At 44.8% G+C, this 23,340-nt stretch carries 22 protein-coding genes and 1 riboswitch; of the genes, 10 read left to right on the top strand and 12 right to left on the bottom strand.

Translation table 11 applies throughout. The features are described 5' to 3' along the window. Window positions 1-22 precede the first annotated feature (22 nt). From DYD21_RS05765 to uvrC, 3 genes are all read right to left on the bottom strand, one after another. Window positions 23-784 carry an SDR family NAD(P)-dependent oxidoreductase gene (locus DYD21_RS05765; protein WP_116033967.1) on the bottom strand — a complete coding sequence of 254 codons (762 nt, stop codon included), beginning with the start codon at window positions 782-784 and terminating at the stop codon, window positions 23-25. Between the two features lie 581 nt (window positions 785-1,365). Continuing rightward, the gene (locus DYD21_RS05760; RefSeq protein ID WP_116033964.1) at window positions 1,366-2,397 is read right to left on the bottom strand and encodes a LacI family DNA-binding transcriptional regulator; all 1,032 of its coding nucleotides are present in this window, start codon (window positions 2,395-2,397) and stop codon (window positions 1,366-1,368) included. A gap of 203 nt (window positions 2,398-2,600) precedes the next feature. Continuing rightward, window positions 2,601-4,436 (bottom strand): excinuclease ABC subunit UvrC, encoded by a 1,836-nt coding sequence (gene uvrC / locus DYD21_RS05755; protein WP_116033961.1) that lies wholly within the window; start codon window positions 4,434-4,436, stop codon window positions 2,601-2,603. 277 nt (window positions 4,437-4,713) lie between these two features. On the opposite strand from uvrC, the gene DYD21_RS05750 reads away from it, so the two are divergent. Further along, on the top strand, window positions 4,714-5,391 hold the full coding sequence (locus DYD21_RS05750) for an RluA family pseudouridine synthase (protein ID WP_116033959.1): 678 nt from the start codon (window positions 4,714-4,716) through the stop codon (window positions 5,389-5,391). 242 nt (window positions 5,392-5,633) lie between these two features. On the opposite strand, the gene DYD21_RS05745 is transcribed toward DYD21_RS05750, so the two are convergent. Both DYD21_RS05745 and DYD21_RS05740 read right to left on the bottom strand, forming a co-directional pair. Then, window positions 5,634-6,218, bottom strand: a complete 585-nt coding sequence (locus DYD21_RS05745; RefSeq protein ID WP_116033957.1) for a hypothetical protein — start codon at window positions 6,216-6,218, stop codon at window positions 5,634-5,636. Window positions 6,219-6,330: 112 nt separating this feature from the next. Beyond that, window positions 6,331-6,753 carry a C40 family peptidase gene (locus tag DYD21_RS05740; protein WP_158551431.1) on the bottom strand — a complete coding sequence of 141 codons (423 nt, stop codon included), beginning with the start codon at window positions 6,751-6,753 and terminating at the stop codon, window positions 6,331-6,333. A 128-nt stretch (window positions 6,754-6,881) separates the two neighbouring features. On the opposite strand from DYD21_RS05740, the gene DYD21_RS05735 reads away from it, so the two are divergent. The 9 genes from DYD21_RS05735 to DYD21_RS05695 all read left to right on the top strand — a co-directional run bounded on the left by DYD21_RS05735 (window position 6,882) and on the right by DYD21_RS05695 (window position 16,152). Then, on the top strand, window positions 6,882-7,601 hold the full coding sequence (locus tag DYD21_RS05735) for a pyridoxine 5'-phosphate synthase (RefSeq protein ID WP_233505480.1): 720 nt from the start codon (window positions 6,882-6,884) through the stop codon (window positions 7,599-7,601). A gap of 69 nt (window positions 7,602-7,670) precedes the next feature. Further along, a complete protein-coding gene (gene era, locus DYD21_RS05730; RefSeq protein WP_116033953.1) occupies window positions 7,671-8,555 on the top strand; it encodes a GTPase Era in 885 nt (294 codons plus the stop codon). A 315-nt stretch (window positions 8,556-8,870) separates the two neighbouring features. After that, window positions 8,871-9,004, top strand: a riboswitch (SAM riboswitch). Between the two features lie 223 nt (window positions 9,005-9,227). Beyond that, window positions 9,228-9,710, top strand: coding sequence for a CoA-binding protein (locus DYD21_RS05725; RefSeq protein WP_199535470.1), 483 nt, complete (start codon window positions 9,228-9,230; stop codon window positions 9,708-9,710). Window positions 9,711-9,951: 241 nt separating this feature from the next. Continuing rightward, window positions 9,952-11,280 (top strand): O-acetylhomoserine aminocarboxypropyltransferase/cysteine synthase family protein, encoded by a 1,329-nt coding sequence (locus tag DYD21_RS05720; RefSeq protein WP_116033948.1) that lies wholly within the window; start codon window positions 9,952-9,954, stop codon window positions 11,278-11,280. 430 nt (window positions 11,281-11,710) lie between these two features. Further along, window positions 11,711-12,796, top strand: coding sequence for a dimethylsulfone monooxygenase SfnG (gene sfnG, locus DYD21_RS05715; RefSeq protein ID WP_116033946.1), 1,086 nt, complete (start codon window positions 11,711-11,713; stop codon window positions 12,794-12,796). Then, window positions 12,793-13,383, top strand: a complete 591-nt coding sequence (locus DYD21_RS05710; protein ID WP_116033944.1) for an NAD(P)H-dependent oxidoreductase — start codon at window positions 12,793-12,795, stop codon at window positions 13,381-13,383. Before sfnG ends, DYD21_RS05710 begins: the two co-directional genes overlap by 4 nt. A 12-nt stretch (window positions 13,384-13,395) precedes the next feature. Next, window positions 13,396-13,959, top strand: coding sequence for an OsmC family protein (locus DYD21_RS05705; RefSeq protein WP_116033942.1), 564 nt, complete (start codon window positions 13,396-13,398; stop codon window positions 13,957-13,959). 50 nt (window positions 13,960-14,009) lie between these two features. Continuing rightward, window positions 14,010-15,056: a homoserine O-acetyltransferase gene (metX, locus tag DYD21_RS05700; protein WP_116033940.1), complete on the top strand. Its 1,047-nt coding sequence runs from the start codon at window positions 14,010-14,012 to the stop codon at window positions 15,054-15,056. Between the two features lie 4 nt (window positions 15,057-15,060). After that, window positions 15,061-16,152 carry a hypothetical protein gene (locus DYD21_RS05695; RefSeq protein WP_116033937.1) on the top strand — a complete coding sequence of 364 codons (1,092 nt, stop codon included), beginning with the start codon at window positions 15,061-15,063 and terminating at the stop codon, window positions 16,150-16,152. Window positions 16,153-16,359: 207 nt separating this feature from the next. Here the strand turns inward: DYD21_RS05695 and DYD21_RS05690 are convergent, their stop codons facing one another. From DYD21_RS05690 to sufB, 7 genes are all read right to left on the bottom strand, one after another. Next, entirely contained in the window at window positions 16,360-16,869 is a 510-nt protein-coding gene (locus tag DYD21_RS05690; protein ID WP_116033935.1) for a DUF2480 family protein, read from the bottom strand. 80 nt (window positions 16,870-16,949) lie between these two features. Continuing rightward, a complete protein-coding gene (locus tag DYD21_RS05685) occupies window positions 16,950-17,285 on the bottom strand; it encodes an iron-sulfur cluster assembly accessory protein (protein ID WP_116033932.1) in 336 nt (111 codons plus the stop codon). Between the two features lie 7 nt (window positions 17,286-17,292). Then, the gene (locus tag DYD21_RS05680) at window positions 17,293-17,844 is read right to left on the bottom strand and encodes a NifU family protein (protein ID WP_116033930.1); all 552 of its coding nucleotides are present in this window, start codon (window positions 17,842-17,844) and stop codon (window positions 17,293-17,295) included. Window positions 17,845-17,890: 46 nt separating this feature from the next. Then, window positions 17,891-19,138, bottom strand: coding sequence for a cysteine desulfurase (locus DYD21_RS05675; protein WP_116033927.1), 1,248 nt, complete (start codon window positions 19,136-19,138; stop codon window positions 17,891-17,893). After that, window positions 19,135-20,460 (bottom strand): Fe-S cluster assembly protein SufD, encoded by a 1,326-nt coding sequence (sufD, locus tag DYD21_RS05670; protein WP_116033924.1) that lies wholly within the window; start codon window positions 20,458-20,460, stop codon window positions 19,135-19,137. Before sufD ends, DYD21_RS05675 begins: the two co-directional genes overlap by 4 nt. Continuing rightward, on the bottom strand, window positions 20,460-21,233 hold the full coding sequence (gene sufC, locus DYD21_RS05665) for a Fe-S cluster assembly ATPase SufC (protein ID WP_116033921.1): 774 nt from the start codon (window positions 21,231-21,233) through the stop codon (window positions 20,460-20,462). Before sufC ends, sufD begins: the two co-directional genes overlap by 1 nt. Window positions 21,234-21,385: 152 nt before the next feature. Beyond that, window positions 21,386-22,828 (bottom strand): Fe-S cluster assembly protein SufB, encoded by a 1,443-nt coding sequence (sufB, locus tag DYD21_RS05660; protein ID WP_116033919.1) that lies wholly within the window; start codon window positions 22,826-22,828, stop codon window positions 21,386-21,388. Window positions 22,829-23,340: the final 512 nt, after the last annotated feature.

Here is a 23,340-nt window from a genome sequence, read left to right as displayed (position 1 = left end):
AATTCATTTGTGAAATTCAGGTTTAAAAACCGATTGAGTTACCACCATCAACCGGTAAATTTACACCGGTAATAAATTTTGCTGCATCTGAAGTCAGAAAAAGGGCTGCAGTGGCAATATCTTCAGGTTCTCCCAGCTTTTTCATGGGAGTACGTTCAAGAACTCGATTTGCGCGGTCGGGATCAGAATCGAACGCTTTACGCAACATCGGGGAATCAATAAAACCGGGAGCAATTGCATTTACCCGAATTCCGTGCGGAGAGAGATCAACAGCGAGTGCGCGGGTCAATCCAAGAAGCCCGGTTTTGGAAGCGGTGTAGGCCGTGACTTGCGGGATTCCGTAAATCGCTGCCATAGAGGTTATATTCAGGATAACTCCACTTTCCCGTTTCATCATCCTGGACGCTACTTCTCTGGAAAGAGAAAAAAGTCCGTTAAGGTTGGTTTGAATAATGTCATTAAACTCTTTATCGCTAACATCACGGGTATGTTTTTTAAGATTAATTCCCGCGTTATTCACTAAAATATCGATAGGGGCAATTTCTGACTCAATTTTTTCAACAAGTCCGGGCAGTGAATCAAGTTCAGTGATATCATTAACAATATATGAGGCCGATTCCCCCATTGCATTGCATGCTTTTTTCAGTTTTTCCTCTCCCCTGCCTGTAATCACAACCGAAGCTCCGGCTTCAATGAAGATCTTTGAAATTCCGAGACCTAAACCACTGCCGCCACCTGTAACAAGAACAAGCTTACCTTCAAAATTGTAGAATGTCTTTAACATCGAGAGCAAATCCGGTTAAAAAAGTTAATGAAATTTGAATGTGTAAGCTTGCAGAAGAATAACTACTACTTATGTATTGTTTTAAGTAGCAATATTTATGATAATAAATCTAAACAAAACTTGTCTGAGTTGCCTTAAAGCTAAAAGCGCTTTTTAAAATCACCACGAGATAAAGCTCCACATTTATTTATAGCGGAATATATTTAATCAGAACAAATAAAAAAAAGAAAAGAGCAATTTTTTCTCTTTGTTGCCCATCTTTGCTCAATTGCAAATATATATTCGGAATTCCGCTATATAGTGCTCATTAAGGCTAAATAACAACTGGAAGCCGGGATCTTCCACCTAAGCCGTAGATTTGACACTATTTACTCATGGAATTCTCGATTCTCTGTTGAATCCCATTTTACCTTTATATCTCAAGAATAAAAAGGAAGACAAACGACACCATATCTACATCTATGATACCACATAAAATCTAAGCAGAGCGTCATTTCCATGTTAATATGAAAGTCCAGGTCCATAAAATCATAGAAAGGCAGAGGGTTATAACTGATTCAAATTGCAGATAAAATCCTGTATCAGGACTGTGCAACTTTATTCTCTGAATAGTGAAGTGAAGAGTCTCTGACTTCAAGTGATACAGGCACGAGGCTAACGATCCCCTGGTGTTTATCGGGTGATCCGAGCCGGGAAATCAGGTTGTCGAACGTATTCTCTGCTAATAAAGAATAATCTGTTTTTACGGATGTAATTTTGGGATAGTGATATTCACAAATCGGAAGGTTGTCATAACCGGCAATGGCTACATCATCCGGAATCTGAAGATTGGCTTTTCGCAGCGATTCTATAAAACCCAGAACCATTGCATCGTTCGCTCCAAAAATAGCGCGTGGTTTTTTGTTTAGCTGTATAAAATCATCGAATGCGCGAATACCGGACTCATGAGTATAATCGCCACGGAATTCCCACAATTTTTCAGCATCCGGAACGCTTTTCAAATAATCTGTAAAGCCGTTGGTTCGAAATCTCGCTTCTGGAGTTTCATAGGGTCCTTCGATAATTCCGAAGGAACGGTACCCCTGCTCATAAAAATGTTTTGCCACCATCACCGCACCCTGGTAGGCATCAAAGGTCACCGTATCCAGCACGGAGTTATCAATCTGGGAACAAGAGATGATAGGAAAATCAACCGAAGTATTTTCTAAAATTTCTTTGTACTCAAAATCTTTAAGCTCCGGTATAAACAGTACTGCACCCGCATACCCCAGCCCTTTCAGATCTTTAAACAGTTCCTCTATCTCCTGAAGATCAGGCCTTACATCAAATAGCCCAACCCGAAGCCCTTTTTTTTGAGCCGCTTCTGCAAAGCCTACAAAGAATGACGCGTAAAATTCGCCGGTTCTGAAATGTGTAACCAGCGCAAAATTTGGCTTGCCGCTTTCAGTTTCCCTTGTTCGTTTTTCCGGCAGCGGGTAGCCCAGTTTTTGAGCACTGGTGATAATCTTTTTGCGATTTTTATCTGATATTCTTCCTTTATTTCGAATAGCCCTTGAAATTGTAGATACGGAAAACCCCGTGTTTTCTGATATGTCTTTAAGTGTAACTTTCATCAATGGTAGTTCAAGTGAGTGGTATACTGTTCAATAACGATCATTTGAGCAAAAAGGACAAATATAGAAAGTTATTTCTTTAAGTGGATACAACTTTCTTAGCCATTTTGGGTATTATCATATATAAATAGAGATATAGGGTGTGCAAATCTACTATGATTTCAAGAAAATTTGTTGCCTAAAACCGCTCACAGGAAAAATAGTTACCCCCGATCACGGAAAAATGAATAGACTGCACTCCCCTTCTTTTCTCCTATAGCATCCCTAATCTGCTGCTCTTCCGCCTGTTTTACTTTCTTTACTGATCCAAAGATTTTAATAAGTTCTGTAGCCGTTTTTTCACCGATTCCGTCTATTTCTGTCAATTCCGTTTTGATTGTCCTTTTTGTGCGTTTATCCCGGTGGTAGTTGATGGCAAACCGGTGCGCTTCATCCCGTGCCCGCTGCAGCAGTTTGAGGGCTGATGATGTTTTGGGAATCATATAAGGGTCTGCCTTTCCCGGCACAAAAATCTCCTCCATCCGTTTTGCGATCCCCGCAACTTCGCATGCGTCTTCAAACCCAATTTCCCTCAAACCTTCTACCGCCGCATTTAGCTGGCCTTTTCCGCCGTCGATCAAAATTAAATCAGGAGGCTGCAGTTTTTCCCGTTTTACCCGTTTATAGCGACGCATCACAATCTCTTTCATCGATGCGAAATCATCGGCCCCGGTTACGGTTCTAATTTTAAATCGTTTGTATTCGCTTTTTCTTGGCTTTGCATCCACAAAACTGACCATCGAAGCGACCGGGTCGGTTCCCTGGGTGTTGGAATTATCAAAGCACTCAATCCGTCGAGGCAGCCGCTGCAGGTGGAGATACTCTTTCAGGTCTTTAACCGACTGCGGGATCCGCTCCTTTTCATACTTCTGCTTTTCCAGTTTTCTCTGCCCGAGGTTCAGCTTGGCATTTGAAATCGCCATGTTAATCAGGTGCTTCTTCTCCCCGATTTTCGGCACATGAATCGGCACTTTTTTCTGATGCTGTTCCCACAAATATTCGGCCAGAGGTTCGGAATCTTCCATCTCTTCGCTGATATATACTTCATCCGGAATTGCCCCGGCAAACTGACCTGTGTAGTAATCCTCCACGAATGATTGAATCATCATGTCTCTTGAGGATTCAGATATGTTTTTCAAAAAACGGTGAAATTTCCCGATCAGTTTTCCCTCTCTTACCTTAAAAAGTACGCCGCACGCTTCCTGCAGCTCGTCATCCACTTCTATGGCAAATATATCGCGGTTCACCTGTTTGTTATCTACAATCTTCATTTTCTGATTGTATTTCACAAGAGATTCCATGCTGTCGCGAAGTCTGGCAGCTTCCTCAAATGCAAGCGCATCCGAAGCGATCTGCATCTCTTCTTTGATTTCACGGATCAGGTCCTCCGTTTTCCCGGTCAGCAGCCGCTCAACCTTCTGCATTATGGTTTGATATGTCTCCTCATCCCAGTCTCCCGAACAGTTTTCAAGGTAATCATCAAAACAGGAGTGCCATTTTGGAGTGCCTCTTGAAGGATCGATCATTTTTGGAGAGACAGCGCATGTGCAGAGATTGAATGTCTTCCGGATGGTTTCGAGCATGCGTCGCATGTGACCCACGTGATCGTACGGGCCAAAATATTTACTGCCGTCACGAACGACGGTTCGGGTTGGATAAACCCTCGGTTTTCGTCCGCGCGTTACGCAGATGTAGGGATAGGATTTATCATCACGATACATGATGTTGTATCGCGGCTGATGCTTTTTGATGAGGTTATTTTCGAGAATCAATGCTTCTGCTTCGGAATCGGTAACGATGACCTCCACATCATCAATCTTAGAGATCATCACCTTCAGGCGTCCGTCATGATGGCGGGATTCCTGGAAATAGGATCGCACACGATTCCGCAGCTTTTTTGCTTTTCCGACATAAAGATGGTTCCCGCGGCTGTCTTTAAACTGGTAGACACCGGGACTCAGCGGCAGATGATCAACTTTTTCCTGAACGGTAATAGACATACAAGCAACTTTCAATTTTCACAAAAATAGCAAACCGTATCCTCGGGAAAAACTTTTATATTGTTTGATTTGATGCAGCTGCAGCTATTTGCGTAGTGGCACTTATGCAATACAGGGCAGTAATCAGATGAGTTTTTGGGTAAATAGTCTTCTGATGAATCAACATTTGAAACATAGATGGCTCATCCGGAGACTCAATCTTTATCGATTATCAAAGACGCATTATCAGTCTGATATCAAACCGAAACACTAAGAATACTTCAAGATCTTATCCATAATGGAAACAACCGGCACCCAACCTGATATTCCGATTTTGTTCGAAGACAATCATCTGCTCGTAGTGAACAAACCGGCCGGCGTGCTTTCGCAGGAGGATCATACCGGGCGTCCGGACTTGCTGAATCTCTGTAAAGAGTACATCAAAAAAAAGTATGATAAGCCGGGCAACGTATTTCTGGGTCTGCTTCATAGACTGGATCAGCCGGTCAGCGGTGTGATGGTGTTTGCTAAAACATCCAAAGCAGCCTCACGAATCAGCGAGCAGATACGAGCCCGTAAAGTCAAAAAGTCGTATCTCGCCGTGCTGGATGGTGATCCTCCTCCAAATGGTGTGCTGGAGCATCACCTGTTGAAAGACAAAAAAAAGAACATCACACAGGTTGTATCCTCGCCCCGGAAGAACAGCAAAGCGGCAAAACTCTCATTTCAAACTGTAGGGAGAAACGAAAGAATGGCACTTGTGAGTATAAACCTTGAAACCGGACGAGCGCATCAGATACGCGTACAATTCGCTGAAATCGGCACCCCGGTTCACGGCGATCGAAAATATGGACGTACGTCTGATTCTGATATTGCCCTTCACGCACACAAATTCAGGCTAGAGCACCCCACACTGAAAGAGAAACAGGAGTTCGTTGCTTCTGCACCCGACACTTTTCCATGGAATAGGTTTTAACCTGAGTTCTATTCTTGAATTAGGGATGAAAAAGTCCCCCTTAGAAAAGGGGGATTGAGGGGGATGTCCATCAGACCTGTGAATAAACCGATGAACACCCCTCTAAATCTCCCCTTTTTAGGGGAGACTTGATACCGAATAAATGAAATATATTATGAATAGAACTCAGGTATTTAAAAAAAGAAAAAGCCGGTACTTTTCCTGCCCGACTTTTTCTTAGAAATTATTTATTCAGCAACAAATCAGACGATCTCAGGCTCCCTGTTTACGACATCCGGTTTCCAGGCTGCCTGCGTATTTTCAAGCGCTTTCTGACCGATTATCTCCGCACGTTTTTCATCCTCAATCATTTCAGAAGCCACAACGAGCGGCACCACTTTGCTGATTTCGGTAATCAAACTGGTGCACCTTGTCATGTGCTCCGTGGTCAAATCTGCCAGCAGCTCATCCTCTTCCGCCAGCGCGTGGGTATGCAGCATGGTATAACCGATTGTAATCATAGAAAGGGCGGTGTAATCATCTCGCATCATCTTTGAAACCGTATCACTGCGTACGCTATCCATCAGGCCAGCGACCGAGCCGGTAAACGATGCAATTTTTGATTTGATATCGGATTTCATCTCGCCGCCAAGTCTGTCTACGTGCCGTTCGAGGGATTTCACATGGGTGGAGACCATCTTGTCAAGCTCGTGCATCAATTCAATAACACGATCGTCCTTTACCTTATCGGACGCTTTCTGCTTTTTTATCGCATTCATAAAATGTTTTTCGAGTGCAAGCAGGTCAGATGTATATGTTCTGAGATCTTTTTTCTTTTCGGTACTCATGGGATTATGATGAATTGGATTATCGTTTGTTCAACTATCTAAACAGAACTCTATCCGAAGGCGTTCAACCGAAGGCGTCCAAATAGTGTGAGAAGATTTACGAAATCAACCTTCAGAACAGTCGCCTTGTAGCAAGATATCGTGAAGCCCAGTAGTTTTGATCAAGCCGGGAGATCATCACGCCGGAGGAGACCGAAGCGTGTAAAAATCTTCCGTTCTCCATTGCGATTCCCACATGCAGCAGATCGCGACCGGTTCTGAAAAAAATCAGATCACCCGGCTGAATTTGATTTCGCCGCACGCTGTTCCCCTCCTGCAGCTGGGCGCGGGTATTTCTGGGAAGTGTTTTACCCAGGTAATCTCTGAAAATAATTTGAGTAAAAGAGGAGCAATCTACGCCGTTTATACCGCTTCCGCCGAGAATGTACGGCGTTCCCTGCCACTCCCGGTGAGCTTCTTCAAGGGCACCCAATATACTCGAACGCTGGCCTGAATCTGTTGCGCTCTGTTGAGGCGCACGCTGTTGGTTCGCCACTCCGCATGAGGATAAAAGAATTACTGTAAGCAGTAAAAGAGCAAATTTTTGATAAAAAAGAACAATGTTTCCCGGGGTGCACATTTGTAATCGTTGTTTGTATCTTGTTGAAAAACCAACCATTGAATATGATGAGATTACTGGTAAATATCGACCATGTTGCTACAATTCGTAATGCACGCGGAGAAGGTTTTCCCGATCCGGTAGAAGCTTCAGAGGTTTGCGAACGGGCTGGTGCGGCTGGCATTGTGTTTCACCTTCGCGGCGACCGGCGCCACATTCGGGACGATGATGTGTACCGGCTGAAAGATTCAGTCACGGGATTGCTTGATTTTGAAATGGCAGCATCGGATGAAATGATAGAAATTTGCCTCGATATCAAACCGGAACTGGTAACACTTGTGCCGGAGGGCCGTGAAGAACTAACTACGGAAGGAGGCCTTAACATGGAAAAAGTCTATAAAGATTACGAAGAACGGGTGTTTCCGGCATTTAAACAATCCGGGATCGATATTTCACTCTTCCTGGACCCCAATCCGAAAGATATTGAGCTGGCACATAAACTCGGGGCTGATGCTGTTGAGCTGCACACCGGTACATTTGCAAACAGTATCAATAAGGAAGACCAGTTAACCGAGCTTAAACGACTTGGAAAAGCAGCCGGCATGATACATGAAGCTGGCATGACCGTCAATGCGGGTCATGGTCTTAATCTCGATAACCTGCCGCTGCTGATTAAACATGTACCACACCTGGCGGATATCAGTATTGGTCACGCTCTGATTTCTAAATCCATATTTTGGGGATTGGAAAAAACAGTGAAAGAGTACTTAAAAATCATGAACTAAATCTGGAATAGGTTTTATCCGTACATTCATTCGTTGAGAATCTATCCAATCACCTAAAACCCAGAAATTTTGACCACAGAAAAACAGCACAAATCGGGTTATGCGGCCATCATTGGAAAACCGAATGCGGGAAAATCGACATTGATGAATCGCATTCTGGGAAGTAAAATTTCTATCACAACACACAAAGCGCAAACCACTCGCCACCAGGTGGTTGGCATTTTTTCTGATGATGATACGCAGGTTGTGTTTTTAGATACCCCTGGAGTGATTACACCAAAATATGAGCTTCAGAAGGCAATGATGAAAACCGTGGAGCGGGCCCGAAAAGATGCGGATGTGATCCTCTTTATATTCGACCCGACAGATACCCATCCCACAGATGAAGTGATTGAACTGCTCAGGTCCATTCAAAAACCGATTCTGCTGGTTGTCAATAAAATGGATGCAATCGACCGGGGAAAAGCGGATCAAAAAGTATCTATATTAAAAGAAAAACTAAATTTTCGGGGTGTGCATTACCTGTCGGCGCTGCAGGGAACCGGCGTTGAAGAGCTGATGGAATCGATCCGAACTCATCTGATTCCAGGGCCGCCCTACTATCCCAAAGAAGACCTGAGTGAACATCCGGTGCGGTTTTTTGTATCAGAGTTGATCCGGGAACAAGTCTATCTTCAGTTCCAGGAGGAGATTCCTTATTCATGCACGGTTGAGATTATATCCTACGAAGCGGATGTAGATATTGACAGAATTAGTGCTGAGATTATCGTAAACCGAAAATCTCAAAAAGGGATGCTGATCGGAAAAGGCGGAAAAGCGATTAAAAATCTCGGCATTAAAGCGAGAGAATCGATTGAAGAGTTCATCGGAAAAAAAGTATTTCTCGATTTACACGTTAAAGTGCGCGAAAAATGGCGCGAGAAAGAGAACTGGGTCAGAAATCTTGGGTACTGACATATAATAAATCTACCCTTGTAATTCACTATGATCCATCAGTAATTAAAGCAAATACACATTTAAGCGATTGAGGCTCTATTTCCAGGCTTCTAAAATAGTTCTTGCATCAAACCCATAAACAATTGTATTATGGAAGTGTGAAAAATATTAAATCAAATAGCATCCAAAATTTTATCTGCATGATGTGTATGTATTGTCACACATAGTGCGGAGGGTGTAACTTTTTTCGAAAGAATTACTAAGCCCTCCGGGAAACCGGCAGGGCTTTTTTGTTGTTCACAATTCTGAGATTCGTTCTTTTGACATTTTGAATTCTTATCCAGAAAGGTTGAGGGACAGGCCCTGTGAAACCTTAGCAACCGGTTCCGGCAGAGATGCTGGAATGTTAGGTGCTAAATCCTGCCCGGAGTGATTTATCAAATAATCAGCTCAGGGAAAGATGAGATGATCAGGCAATTTTACAAGCAGTAATCAAAAAGCCTCTTCTGAAAATCTTTCCCATTACAGGATTTTCGGAAGAGGCTTTTTTTGTTTGAGTAAGGGGTGTATTTCTCATTTCTGACATTGAAGCCATGATCAGAAACATCCCCCCATATCAAATGCTGAACGCATTTGATCATCCCCCCTTCCAAGGGGGGACTATTTTCAACTTTAATCCAATAAAAAACATTGCGAAGTACATTCAACAGCTGGTACGAAAAGAAGATGCGGGCAACTCCGGAACTTTCCGAGGAGACCGACACCATTGAAAACTGGCTGGATAACATCAAAACCATTGCCATTGTGGGAATATCACGAAACAGATATAAAGACAGCCATTTTGTAGGCCGATATCTGCAAAATGCCGGTTATAACATTATTCCGGTAAATCCGGGAGCGGATGAAATCCTTGGCAACAAGGCGTATCCCGACCTGAAATCAATTCCGGAAACTGTGGATGCTGTGGATGTCTTTATCAGTCCGGACTATGTCCCCGAAGTTGTCAATCAGGCGCTGGAAATCGATCCAAAAGTGATCTGGCTGCAACTCGGTACCGGAGATCACCCTGATGAAAAACAGAAAGCCGAAGAAGCCGGTACACTGCTGGTACAAAACCGCTGTATGAAGGTTGATCACCAGTTTTTAATCCGCGACCGGGATAAGGGTAAGTGATGGGTTTTTTATCCCCTCTCCTCCCCGGAGGAGACAGATCAAAACTCGTACAGAGTTTTTGATCAGAGGTGGGTAGAAGGAACGTTGATGTAGTTTAGAGATAGATTCAAGCTTCTCAATCCTACAAACCCACCCCTGTAAAATCGCTGAACGCGATTATACTGTCCCCTCCCGATAGGGGAATTACTTTCAACAACATATTTAAAACGACACTATACCAACAACCAAAACCATACTACCAATGAGCACGAACGGACAAGATAAAAACTACAAATTCGAGACACTTCAACTCCATGCAGGACAGGAGCCGGATCCCACTACGGGTTCGCGGGCGGTACCGATTTATCAAACCACTTCCTACCAGTTTGATGATACCGAGCACGCAGCCACTCTTTTTGCCCTGAAGGAGTTTGGCAATATTTATACGCGGATTATGAATCCTACCACCGATGTATTTGAGAAGCGAATTGCTGCTCTCGAAGGTGGTGCTGCGGCTGTGGCAACGGCTTCCGGTCAATCCGCACAATTCCTCACCATTATTACACTTGCACAGGCCGGTGATAATATTGTCTCAACACAAAATTTGTATGGCGGGACCTATAACCAGTTTAAAGTTACATTTCCGCGTCTTGGTATTGATGTGAAGTTCACGGAAGATGATTCGCCCGAAAGTTTTGAAAAGCTGATCGATGACAATACAAAAGCGATTTATGTAGAAAGTATCGGTAACCCGCGCGGCAATGTACCCGATTTTGAAGGAATTTCAGCTGTTGCTAAAAAACATGGAGTTGCCCTGGTTGTTGATAACACCTTTGGCGCAGCGGGTGCAATTGCGCGTCCGATTGACCACGGTGCGAACATCGTTGTAGAATCCGCAACAAAGTGGATTGGCGGACACGGCACCAGCATTGGAGGTGTTCTTGTTGATGCCGGGAATTTTGATTGGGGAAATGGGCGATATCCACTTTTCACAGAGCCATCCCCTGCCTATCACGGTCTGAATTTCTGGGAAGTATTTGGCGAAGGCGGCCCATTCGGAAACATTGCATTCGCTATTCGTGCCCGTGTTGAAGGTTTGCGTGATGTGGGGCCGGCACAGGCGCCTTTCAATAGCTTCCTTCTGCTACAGGGACTGGAAACACTCTCGCTGCGTGCTGAACGGCATGCCGAAAACACACAGAAACTTGCCGAATGGCTGGATAAAAGTGAATATACATCCTGGGTAAATTACACCGGTCTGCCGGGACATCCGCATCATGAAAATGGAAAGAAATATCTTCGTGAAGGCCGGTTTGGTGCCGTACTGACATTCGGCGTAAAAGGCGGATATGATGCAGCCCTGCAATTTATCGAAAATGTAGAGCTTGCAAGTCACCTTGCCAACGTGGGCGATGCAAAAACCCTGGTCATTCACCCGGCATCCACCACGCACCAGCAGCTGACGGAAAAAGAGCAGGCCTCCGGTGGCGTAAAAGAAGACTTAGTTCGCGTATCGGTCGGCATCGAACATATCGATGATATTATTGAAGATTTCGAGTCTGCTTTTAAAGCAATTAAAGTAGAGGCTTAGAAGGGTGTTCAGGAGCGTTGATGGGGTTTGGATTTGAATACGAGCTTTTCAACCCTACGAACCCACCCCTGTCACACCAACGGCGTGACTGTCCCCTCCCAAGAGGGTAGTTAAATCTCTCCTCCGGGGAGGAGACAGATCAAAACTCGTACAGAGTTTTGATCAGAGGTGGGTTGACTGGGCGTTGATGAGGTTTGGAGTTGAAGACCAGGTCCTCAACTCCGCGAACACACCCCGCGACCAACTGAACCGTGCTTCGCACTTTCAGCTGAACTTTATCCCTCTTGAGCCACACTTGGTCCCGATCATTCGGGGAGGGGATTAAATTTAAAAAACCCGGACTCGAAATTCGAGACCGGGTTCTGAATAAAAACGCCGGCAGGAACTTTTAGCGGAGCCCTGACGGCATCATATTAAACCAAATATACAAATGAGTAACGTAAAATTCGCATACTGGGTACCAAATGTCAGCGGAGGTCTTGTGGTTTCAAAACTCAAGCAAAACACCCGCTGGGATTTCGATGCCAATAAAGAATACATCCAAACAGCAGAACGTGTAGGGTTTGAATATGCACTGCTTCAAACGCGGTTTATAGCCAGTTATGGAGCTGACAAGCAGCTCGAAGCTGCAGCACTGGGTTCTGCACTTGCCGCTGTAACCGAAAAGATCAACCTGATTACAGCCGTGCATCCCGGACTTTGGCATCCGGCTGTATACGCCAAAATCCTCTCCACAATCGACAATGTCAGTAATGGCCGTGCGGCCGTAAATGTTGTCAGCGGGTGGTTGAAAGATGAATTCACTTCTTTCGGCGAACCGTGGCTGGAGCATGGGGAGCGCTACAGGCGTTCCGAAGAGTTCATCGAAGTTTTGCGTGAACTCTGGACCAAAGATGAAGCAAACTATCGCGGTGATTTCTACCAGATCAGCAACGCACCCCACAATCCAAAACCCAAGCGTGACGGAATTCCTATCTTTCAGGGCGGAAACTCAAAAGCTGCACGAAAGATGGCAGCAAAAGTATCCGACTGGTATTTCATGAACGGAAACACCAACTCCGGAATTAAAGAACAGATAGATGATGTGAGGCAGCTTGCCGAAAAAGAAGGACGTGAGGTAAAATTTGCACTCAACGGTTTTGTAATTGTACGGGATACCGAACAGGAAGCGATTGAACAGCTTGAAGCGATCGTATCAGAAGCCAATGAAGAAGCCGTGAACGCTTTCAGAGATGCTGTGCAACAAGCGGGTGCATCTTCTAAGGAAGGCGAAGGAATGTGGGCCGATTCTTCATTCGACGATCTCGTTCAGTATAACGATGGCTTTAAGACCGGATTGATCGGAACTGCCGAACAGGTGGCTGATCGAATTATTGAGCTGAAGCAACTGGGTGTAGACCTTGTTCTGACCGGTTTTTTCAACTACGACGAAGAACTGGAACGCTTTGGTAAAGAGGTGATTCCCCTCGTTCGCGAAAAAGAAGAAGAGCTGAAAAAGAAAGGAGTAGCCGCATGAAGATTCTTGGAATCTCAGGCAGCCTGAGTCAACAATCGAAAACGGAACTTGCAGTGAAGCAGGCGTTAAATTTTGCAGAAGAGTTTGACCGGGATCTGGAAACGGATCTCGTTTCGCTCTCTTCTGCCAATTTGGTGTTCTGCGACGGACGGAATCCCGATCAATACGAGGGAGATTCCCGAACCGTCCTTGATAAAATCATCGAAGCGGATGCAATTATCGCGGGATCACCGATTTACCGAGGAACGTTTTCCGGTGCTTTCAAAAACCTGTTTGACCTGATCCCTAACGATGCTTTGAAAGGTAAGGCCATTGGGATTGTAGCCACCGGCGGATCCGATCACCATTTCCTCGCAATCGAACACCAGTTCAAACCACTGTTCGGATATTTCAATTCGTTTGTGGTTCCGGCCGGAGTTTATGCCAACAACGGCCATTTCACCAATGGTTCATTATCCGATGCCGATGTTAAACGAAGACTTAAAGAATTGGCTGAAGAGACCGTGAGGCTCTCAACCAGGCTGAATCAAAGGTATATTGGCCCTACACAGCCGGAAATAAAAAGAGAATCTCTTCAAACTTCATAAACAAGAATAAATATGAGCACTATAGAAACAGTTAAACCTAAGAATCAGCAGCTTGAAAAAGCTTTAGTTAATCTTATTCAGGGAATTAAAAAAGAGCCAAATCAGGCAAATGCAGTCTTCAAAGCAAAATCCAGCCTCGAGGATGGTTTTCTTGCAGAGGTCAAAATCCGTGATTTCAATTTTCAATCAGATGAACCAGAAGAACTTGGAGGCACAAACCTTGGCCCGAATCCTGTTGAATATGTACTGGGAGCTTTTGCTGCCTGCCAGGAAATAGTCATTCAAGCATATGCTACAGTTCTTGGGATTGATGTAGTGTCAGTACATGTGGATGTTGAAGGTGATGTAGATCTTCACGGTTTCCTTAATTTATCTGATGCGAGAGCCGGTTTTACAGATGTGCGCTATAAAACTGTTATTGAAACAAATGAAACGGATCAGGACAAGTTAAAGCAGCTTGAACATTTTTCTGTCAGAAGATGTCCTGTATTGGATATCATCAGAAATCCGGTTCCCCTGGAAGGGTCTGTATCGTTTAAAAAAACCGGTGTCAATCCTGACGGCTTGAAAAGTTGATCCATACCGGCTGGATATTAACATTTACTTATTGATATCAATTTATAAGCATGAATAACGACATCATTCAAACCAGACTGAATAAAGATTTTGTAACGGAATCAGGAAATCGTTTTGAAAATGCGCCGATTGCGTATAAAACCTGGGGAACTCTTAACGATGCCCGGGATAACGTAATTCTGATCTGCCACGCTCTAACCGGCCATGCGGCGGCTGATGAGTGGTTTCCAGGGCTGATCGGCAATCAAAAACTTTGTAATCCTGAAAACCAGTTCATCATATGCATTAATGTTCCGGGAAGCTGTTACGGATCCCTGGGACCATGGTCAAAGGATCCGAAAACCGGCGAACCCTACAGGTCAAAATTTCCCAATCTTACAATCCGGGATATGGTTCGTTTCCAGCAGCTCTTACTCGATCAGCTTGGAATATTGGGAATTGAGCTGGTGGTTGGCGGATCGATGGGCGGCATGCAGGCACTTGAATTTTCTATTATGGACCGACGAATCCGCTCGGCCTGCCTGATCGCAATGGGGATGGCACACCGACCCTGGGCAATCGGTATCAGTGAAGCACAGCGCGCTGCCATTAAAGCCGATCCGAAATGGAACAATGGTGATTATGAATATGGAGACGGACCAAACCAGGGAATTGCGGCGGCCCGCATGATGGCGATGATAACCTATCGCACACCCAAAAATTATGACGAAAAGTTTGGCCGGAAGCTGCAGGATGAAACTGATACATTCCAGGTTGAATCATACCTGCAGTACCAGGGAAAAAAGCTGGCCGGCCGGTTTGATGCCAACACTTATATCACCCTAACCAAAGCGATGGACTCCCATGATATTTCCCGTGGCCGCGGTACTTTTGAACAGGTTCTGAACCGCGTCGAAATTCCGGTACAGGTCATTGGAGTGACTTCCGACCACCTCTACCCTCTTGATGAGCAGGAAGAGCTTGTAAAACGTCTTCCAAATGGCAGACTGCACGTTATAGAATCCGATTATGGCCACGATGCGTTTTTGATTGAATTTGAACAACTCCACAACATTATTAAACCTTTCAAAGAAATACAGTCGATTCTTACCTACTAAACCTATGAGCAACTTTGCAGCAATTAGCAGTTCACAACCGGTATACCTGGAAAAACAGGCCAAAACAGATCTTTTCATAGCGGGCATCGGAGCAGTCGGCGGTACGCTAATCCGACAGATCCATTCACTTTCAGACAAAGAACATTTTCGGATTATCGGGGTTTGTAACCGGTCCAGAACATTATGGACCAAATCAGGAGATGAGATCATCAACAGGCAGTCGCTCGCTGAAGGAGTTCTCCGAGACTGGGAAAAAATCATTGAGAAACTGCATCCGCATCCTGACAGAAACCTGGTTTTTGTTGATGCAACCGGCGATCATGAAGTAGCCGGCCTCTATATCCGCCTTTTCAAAAAAGGAATTCATGTTGTTACCCCAAGTAAACTGGCAAATACGCGGAAACAGGCCTATTTCAATCTTCTGCAGCGAACAGCCGATGAGAATGATGTATCCTTTCAATATGAGACCAATGTCGGGGCCGGCCTGCCTGTGATTCGCACTGTAAAAGACCTGGTGAAGAGCGGTGACCGGATTTCTGAGATCAGCGGCGTTCTGTCGGGCACCATGACCTATATTTTTTCGCAGCTTGATGCCGGCAAACCGTTTAGTGAGACCGTCATCCAGGCGCGTCAGCTTGGTTATGCTGAGCCGGATCCGCGGGACGATCTTTCCGGTGAAGATGTTGCAAGAAAAATGATGATTCTGTCACGCGTGAGCGGTTTCCCGATTGAGCGGGAGGATCTTGACGTTGAACCCATCACACCAAAAGCACTGCGTGATGTAGACTCTGCAACGTTCCTGAAACGTCTGAGTGAATTTGATAACGAGTGGTCTGATCGGCTTGAAGCGCTTAAAGAAAAAGGAAAAACAGTTCGATATATCGGAAAAATGACCGAGCGCGGAATTAAGGTTGGCCCGCAGGAAATTGACATTAATTCTCCGGTGGCCAGACTTTACGGAACCAACAACATCATACAGATCCAAACGAAACGGTACGATCATCAGCCATTGATTATTCAGGGCCCGGGAGCCGGTAAAGAGGTAACGGCTGCTGGTGTTCTTGCGGATATCAGGCAGATTTCACGCAATGGGTAAGGTTCAGTTCAGGGTGCAGGAAAGATAACAAACATGGTTCAAAGCTCAGGGTCAAAGCTACAAAAATCTCTCACGCATGGGATAGAAAAGCGTGAGATCAGTGATTCAAAAAAACCGATACGTTTTTGGCGATAAATCTTGTTTCATGTCCCTTGAGACTGTGTAACTGGAACCTTGAATCTTGAACCCTGAACCTTGCTCCCCGCTTTACTTTCTCGGCCTGTTATAAACCGGTACGTTCGAGCACGCCTCACCGTACATCAATTTTCGAACGTGGGGAAGCAGTTTTTTAGTCGCATACATGTAAACATCCGGGGGAACATCCATCTTGCTGCATCCTTTCAGCAGCACAAATCGGTCTTCATATTTGGTCCAGTCTACCAGGTCGAGTTTCTCCCTGAATATCTGGCGAAGTGCGTCCTCACGGCTTCCAAATAGTACGTTTTGAGCGTGATCCTGCGCGTGCTGAACGACGAGCATATACGCCCATTTTGGAATGATTGCATCTGTTGAGCACTGTACGGTTAGAAATTTCCCGTCGTATTGCGACCAGTCGTGCTCCTTCAGTTTTTCGCGGAACTCTTTTTCTTTCAGGATCATCTCTTTGAAAAGATAATCCTTCAGATCAAATTCGGCGATCGTAATTCCTTCCGCAAACTTTTCAAGGTCGACGGTTTCGAGCTTAGACTGTTTAACTTTGTTTACAATTTCAGACATTTTACTTAGTGTTCAAACGTGTGTTATTCAGGTTGGAGAATGGAGTCGAATGAAATGTCGCGAGTATAAAAAGAGCAGAATCAGAGGGAGAAAGATTCTCCGCAGGAGCAAGTACGGGTAGCATTTGGATTGTAGAAATGGAACCCCTGCCCTTCCAGTCCATCGGTATAATCGAGCCTGGTACCGGCCAGGTAGAGAAAACTCTTCATATCCACGATCAGCTTAACACCGTCATCCTCAAAGATTTTATCCCCTTCTTTTTCGGTTTGACCGGCGTCGAAGTCGAGATCATACGTGAGCCCTGAGCAGCCACCACTAACTACAGAAACCCGCAGTGGCGTGTCATCCGGGTGATTTTGACTTTGGCGGATCTCTTCGATCCGCCGGGCTGCTCGTTCGGTAATTGTGATAGACATAATTCTCCTAAACGGATATTACCTGAATTTCGGGATCGATTCGCTTGACCATACTTTCAATTGCGTAGAGTGTTCCGGATGTAGCCGTCGGACATGTACCGCAAGCTCCCTGGTAGTGAACTTTCAGCCGGTTTCCATCCAGGCCAATAATTTTCAAACCGCCGCCATCAGCAAGCAGGTATGGACGTACCTGTTCATCAAGCATCTGGTTGATTTGCTGAAGCCGCGGATCGTCTGTTTCCTGCACTTCTTTGGATGCATGAACTTCGGCATCTTCTTCAATATCAAGCTGCGGTGTTGCTTCGCGAATGGGTGGTGCGAGTTTGCGCAGAAGATCAGACCAGACCTCTTTGCCATCTTGTGTGACCGTGATGTATTTATCTACATAATAGACATTAATTACGTGATCAATATTGAACAGTGCTTTTGCCAGTTCATCATGCTCGGCTTCTCCACTATTTTCAAACGATTTCGTAACACCATTCGTAAGGGGTTCACCCAGCACAAATCGCATGGCATCCGGGTTCGGTGTACGCTCTATTTCTTTAATTTTAGGCATAATAAAAAGCTATTCTAAGTTACAAAAAGTCGTTTCAGATATCGGTTCAGTCAAAAAATGTTTTCACATACTCAATTCCATCAACCAGGCGGTCTGCGTCGTCTTTCGTATTATAAAATGAAAACGATGCCCGTGTAGTTGCCGGTACATTAAATCTTCTCAGAGTGGGTTGGGCACAATGGTGACCTGTCCGCACGGCGATGCCTCTTTTATCGAGCAAGGTTCCCATATCCGATGCATGTATATCATCAAACACAAATGAGATTACCGAGGCTCTGTTTTCGGAATCCCCGATAAACCGTAAGCCGTCAATTTTTTGGAGTTTATTGTATGCGTAAGAGACAATCTCATGTTCGCGCGCTGCAATCTGATCCATCCCGATTTTGTTGAGATAATCAATTGCGGTACTGAGACCAATTCCTGCGGAAATGGGCGGTGTTCCGGCCTCAAATCTAAAGGGAGTTACGTTGTATGTGGTCTCTTCAAAGCTCACCTTATCGATCATGTCTCCGCCGCCTCTGTAGGGTGGCATTTGATCCAGCAGCTCTTTCTTTCCGTACAGGATTCCAAACCCGGTTGGGCCACACATCTTGTGTGCAGAAAAAGCGAAAAAATCACACCCTATATCCTGTACATCAACCGGCTGATGCGGAACAGATTGAGCTCCGTCAATCAGAACTTTAGCATTCTGTTCGTGGGCCAAATCCGTGATCTCTTTCACCGGATTTACCGTACCCAGTGCGTTTGATACATGAATAACCGCTACCATTTTTGTTTTTGATGATAGAAGTGACTTGTAAGCCTCCATATCGAGTTCGCCGGTGTCATCCACCGGGATTACCTTGATAACGGCACCGGTTCGTTCGGCGATCATCTGCCAGGGGACAATATTGGCGTGATGCTCCATCTGGCTGAGAATAATTTCATCACCCTCTTCAAAAAACTTCGTACCGAAAGAGTGTGCAACCAGGTTGATGGAATCGGTTGTGCCCGTCGTGTAGACGATTTCATCAACATGCCGTGCGTTGATGAATTCCTGAACTTTTTTACGGGTCAGTTCATACGCATCGGTTGCTTTCTGACTGAGTGTGTGAATTCCTCTGTGCACATTGGCGTGCTCATACCGGTGGTAATGATCCAGCCTGTCAGCAACCATCGCTGGCATCTGGCTGGACGCACCATTGTCGAGGTAAACAAGCGGATGCCCGTTTACTTGTTGTGATAGAACCGGGAAATCTTCCCGGATCTTATCAAAATCGACTTTAGTCGGTATGGAGGTCACAAGTTCACTCATGCAGTTACCTTGGCAACGTTGTTTGCTTTTGTATAACGGTACACTTCGTCGATCAGTAATTTGTGGACTGAATCAACTTTAATGTTTTCAATTGTTTCCAGTGCAAAAGCGTAGGTTAAAACCTCTTTCGCTTTCTGCTCGGTCATTCCCCGGCTCTGCAGGTAAAACACCTCTTCCGGGTCGAGCTGACCAATGGTTGCACCGTGTGAACAGAGCACGTCATCGGCAAAAATTTCGAGCTGCGGCTTGGTATTTACCAATCCGTCTCGTGAAAGAAGCAGGTTCCGGTTTTCCTGGAATGAATCAATTTTCTGTGCATCACGCCGAACGAAAATCTTTCCGTTGAAAATGCTGTGAGCATTACCATTCACCACAACTTTGTGAAGCTGATGGCTCTCGGCATGAGAAAATTTGTGATCCATTGTGGAATGTGTATCCGCGATCTGATCGCCATCAATCAATACCAGTCCGTCGAGTGTAAAATCAACTTCTTCATCCTCCTGAATCACTTTCGGCTCATTTCTTGTGAGTTTTGCTCCGAGTGTGATGGTGTAGGAGTGATATTCTGAATTCTTTTCAACATAAGCGATCGGCCGGGAAACATGAACGGCACTCAGGCTGTCGCGCTGAATCCGGGCGTGATGAATATGCGCACCTTTTTTCACCTTGATTTCACAAACAGGAATCGTGAGATAGCTGTTGTCCGCCAGTCCGATATGATCTTCTATAATTGTAACATCTGATTCTTCTTCAGCAACAACCAGCATACGCGGTGTAGCCACATACGGTTTGCTGGAATCGGTATAGAGATTGAGGACGTGAATGGGTGCTTCTGCCCTGGCCTCTTTTTCGAGGTGAATGAATACGCCATCGGTAAACATCAAACCGTTAAACTCCACAAATGGGTCGTTTTCGTAATCTACCAGAGTATTCAGGTATTCCTGAACGTTTTTGTCTTCCAGATGATCAGATAAATTTCCTACAGTAACTCCGTTTCCGAGTCCGCCGATGGAAGAATATTTCTCCTGGTACTGTCCGTTTATAAATACGAGACGACTTCTGTCTGATTCAGGGATAAAATATTTTTCTACGTCAATCGCTGGTTTAAGCCCGGCTTCGGACTTTGTTACGTATTCAGTCCGGGTAATCGGTTTGAGGTCGGTAAACTGCCAGTCTTCCATTTTCCGTGTGGGAAATGGTGTAGAGTTCAGTTTCACAAGACTCTGTTCCCGTATTTTTCTCATAAACGCACTCTCGACATCCGGCGCGTATTTTGCCAGCTCGTGCAAAAATGATGGTTCAACCTGTGTAGGATGTGCCATTACTTCCCCTCTCCGTTTACAGTTGCATATGCATTCAGCCAGTCATAACCCTGATCTTCAAGTTTCAGAGCAAGATCTTTATCACCGGATTTCGCTACTTTTCCGCCGATCATTACGTGTACAAAATCGGGTTCAATGTAATTGAGCAGACGCTGATAATGTGTTACCAGTACAACGGAATCTTCTTCGCCATGAAGCTGATTAATCGCTTCTGATACAATTTTCAGTGCATCGATATCGAGTCCTGAATCCGTTTCATCAAGAAAAGAGAGTTGCGGCCTCAGTACGGCCATTTGAAAGATTTCATTTCTTTTCTTCTCACCGCCTGAAAACCCGGCATTCACACTTCTTTGCAAAAATTCGGGGTTCATACCCACGAGTTCGAGTTTATCCTGGATATAATCTTCAAATTCCAGGGGATCGAGTTCTTCACGGCCACGGGAAGCTGCGATCGTATTGTACGATTCACGCAGAAGCGTAGTGTTGGTCACGCCCGGAACTTCAACAGGATACTGGAATGCAAGAAAGATTCCTGCATGCGCCCGCTCATCCGGATCGAGTTCGAGAATACTTTCGCCATTATAAAGGATGTCACCTTTGGTTACTTCGTATTCGGGATGACCGGCAACCACTTTTGAAAGCGTACTTTTCCCGCTTCCGTTTGGTCCCATGATGGCATGGATTTCTCCTTTGTTGATTTTGAGGTTCACTCCTTTGAGGATCTCTGTATCTTCACCCTCTACTACAACGTGTAAATCTTTAATTTCTAACACTTTTATTACGATTTGGTTTTGTTTGTATTTAATACTTTTGTGTCGTTCAGAACTTCAGCCGGAGTCTCATAATTAAATTAGTTTTGAGGTTCCGGTTCAATCCTGAAACGATTTCAATCTTAAACTTTCCCTGTTTGCTTTGGGAGAACTACTTAGCCAACACTTCCTTCAAGCTTAATTCCAAGAAGTTTATTGGCTTCAACCGCAAATTCCATTGGCAGCTCTTTCAACACTTCCTTACAGAAACCATTCACGATCAGCGAAATGGCATCATCTTCACTTAAGCCCCGCTGCTGCAGGTAAAAGATCTGATCTTCTCCTACACGAGAGGTTGTCGCTTCGTGCTCAATTTTCCCTGTTGGGTTGGCAGATTCAATGTAAGGGAACGTATGAGCTCCGCAGGTCTGACCAATCAGCATAGAGTCGCACTGTGAGTAGTTACGCGCATTCTCTGCTTTTTTACTGATCTTCACCTCACCGCGATAACTGTTGTTTGATTTCCCGGCAGAAATCCCTTTCGAGATAATTGTGCTCTTTGTGTTTTTCCCGATATGGATCATTTTCGTACCGGTATCCGCCTGCTGCCTTTTGTTTGTAACGGCCACGGAGAAAAACTCACCCACGGAGTTGTCACCTTTCATGATCACACTTGGGTATTTGAGCGTTACGGCTGAACCGGTCTCAAGCTGAGTCCATGAGATTTTAGAATTGTCACCTTTGCAAAGACCACGCTTGGTTACAAAATTATAAATACCGCCTTTTCCATCTTCATCACCGGCGTACCAGTTCTGAATTGTGGAGTACTTGATTTCTGCATTATCCATGGCAACCAGCTCAACAACTGCTGCGTGAAGAAGATTTTTATCATACATCGGCGCGGTACACCCTTCGAGGTAGCTCACATGACTATTCTCTTCAGCAATAATCAGCGTTCGCTCAAACTGACCGGAATCCATGTTGTTGATACGGAAATATGTAGAGAGTTCCATCGGGCAGATGGTATCTTTTGGCACGTAACAGAACGAACCATCAGAAAACACTGCGGAATTCAGTGCGGAATAGAAGTTATCACGCGCTGGAACTACCGATCCCATATACTTTTTCACAAGTTCGGGATATTTCTGAATCGCCTCTGAGATTGAGCAAAAAATCACGCCGGCTTCAGCAAGTTTTTCTTTGAATGTGGTAAAAATCGAAACACTGTCAAATACCGCATCCACAGCAACACCAGACAACATTTTCTGTTCTTCAAGTGGAATTCCCAGCTTGTCGTATGTTTCTTTGATTTTTGGATCGATGTCATCCAGGCTGTCGACCTTTGGTTTATCCTTGGGCGATGAGTAGTACTGGATTTCATCAAATTTCGGGCTTTCATAGGTAGCATTGAACCAGTCTGGTTCTGTCATCTCTTTCCATGCCCTGAAAGATTTCAGCCGAAACTCTGTCATCCACTCCGGCTCTTCTTTTATTTCTGAAATCTTTCGAACAATATCCTCATTCAAACCCTTCGGGAATTCATCATATTCAACATCGGTGGTGAAACCATATTTATACTCTTCACCGATCATTGTTTCTAATTCTTTAGTCTCACTCATAAATTCAGAAATTTTAAAAATTGAGTTGTTTAATCTATCTTACTGCTGAACACAACATCATTACTGCACGTTCAGGACCGGGCATTCAAAATTGCCTTATCCTTATTTGGAATGAATAAAGATAAGCAAATTATTCCCCGCTTTAAAGCCTTTCTCAGAACTGTTCGAATATCCGCAATCCCTTCATTTTCAGCTAATTGAGTTTACTGATATATGCTATTGCCCGCAGTTATCACCAGAAGCGAAAAGAGATATGGTATTTCTGTTCGATCATTTCCGGGCCGAATGATGAGTCAAAACCAACCGCTGAACCCAAACCACTTTCGAACCCTGAGAAATACCATATCTAAGCGACGGGCAAAGGCACCAATCCAAGATATGGTATTTCTGTTTGTTCATTTCCTTGCAGAATGATGACTCAAAACCAACCGCTAAACACGAACCACTTCCGAGCCTTGAGAAATACCATATCTGAGTTACGGGCAAAGGCACCAATCCAAGACATGGTATTT

Origin of the sequence: Rhodohalobacter sp. SW132 (assembly GCF_003390325.1) — a bacterium.
Lineage (GTDB): Bacteria > Bacteroidota > Rhodothermia > Balneolales > Balneolaceae > SW132.
The sequence above is the reverse complement of the archived record's forward strand: the minus strand, read 5'-3'. Positions and strand labels throughout refer to the sequence as shown.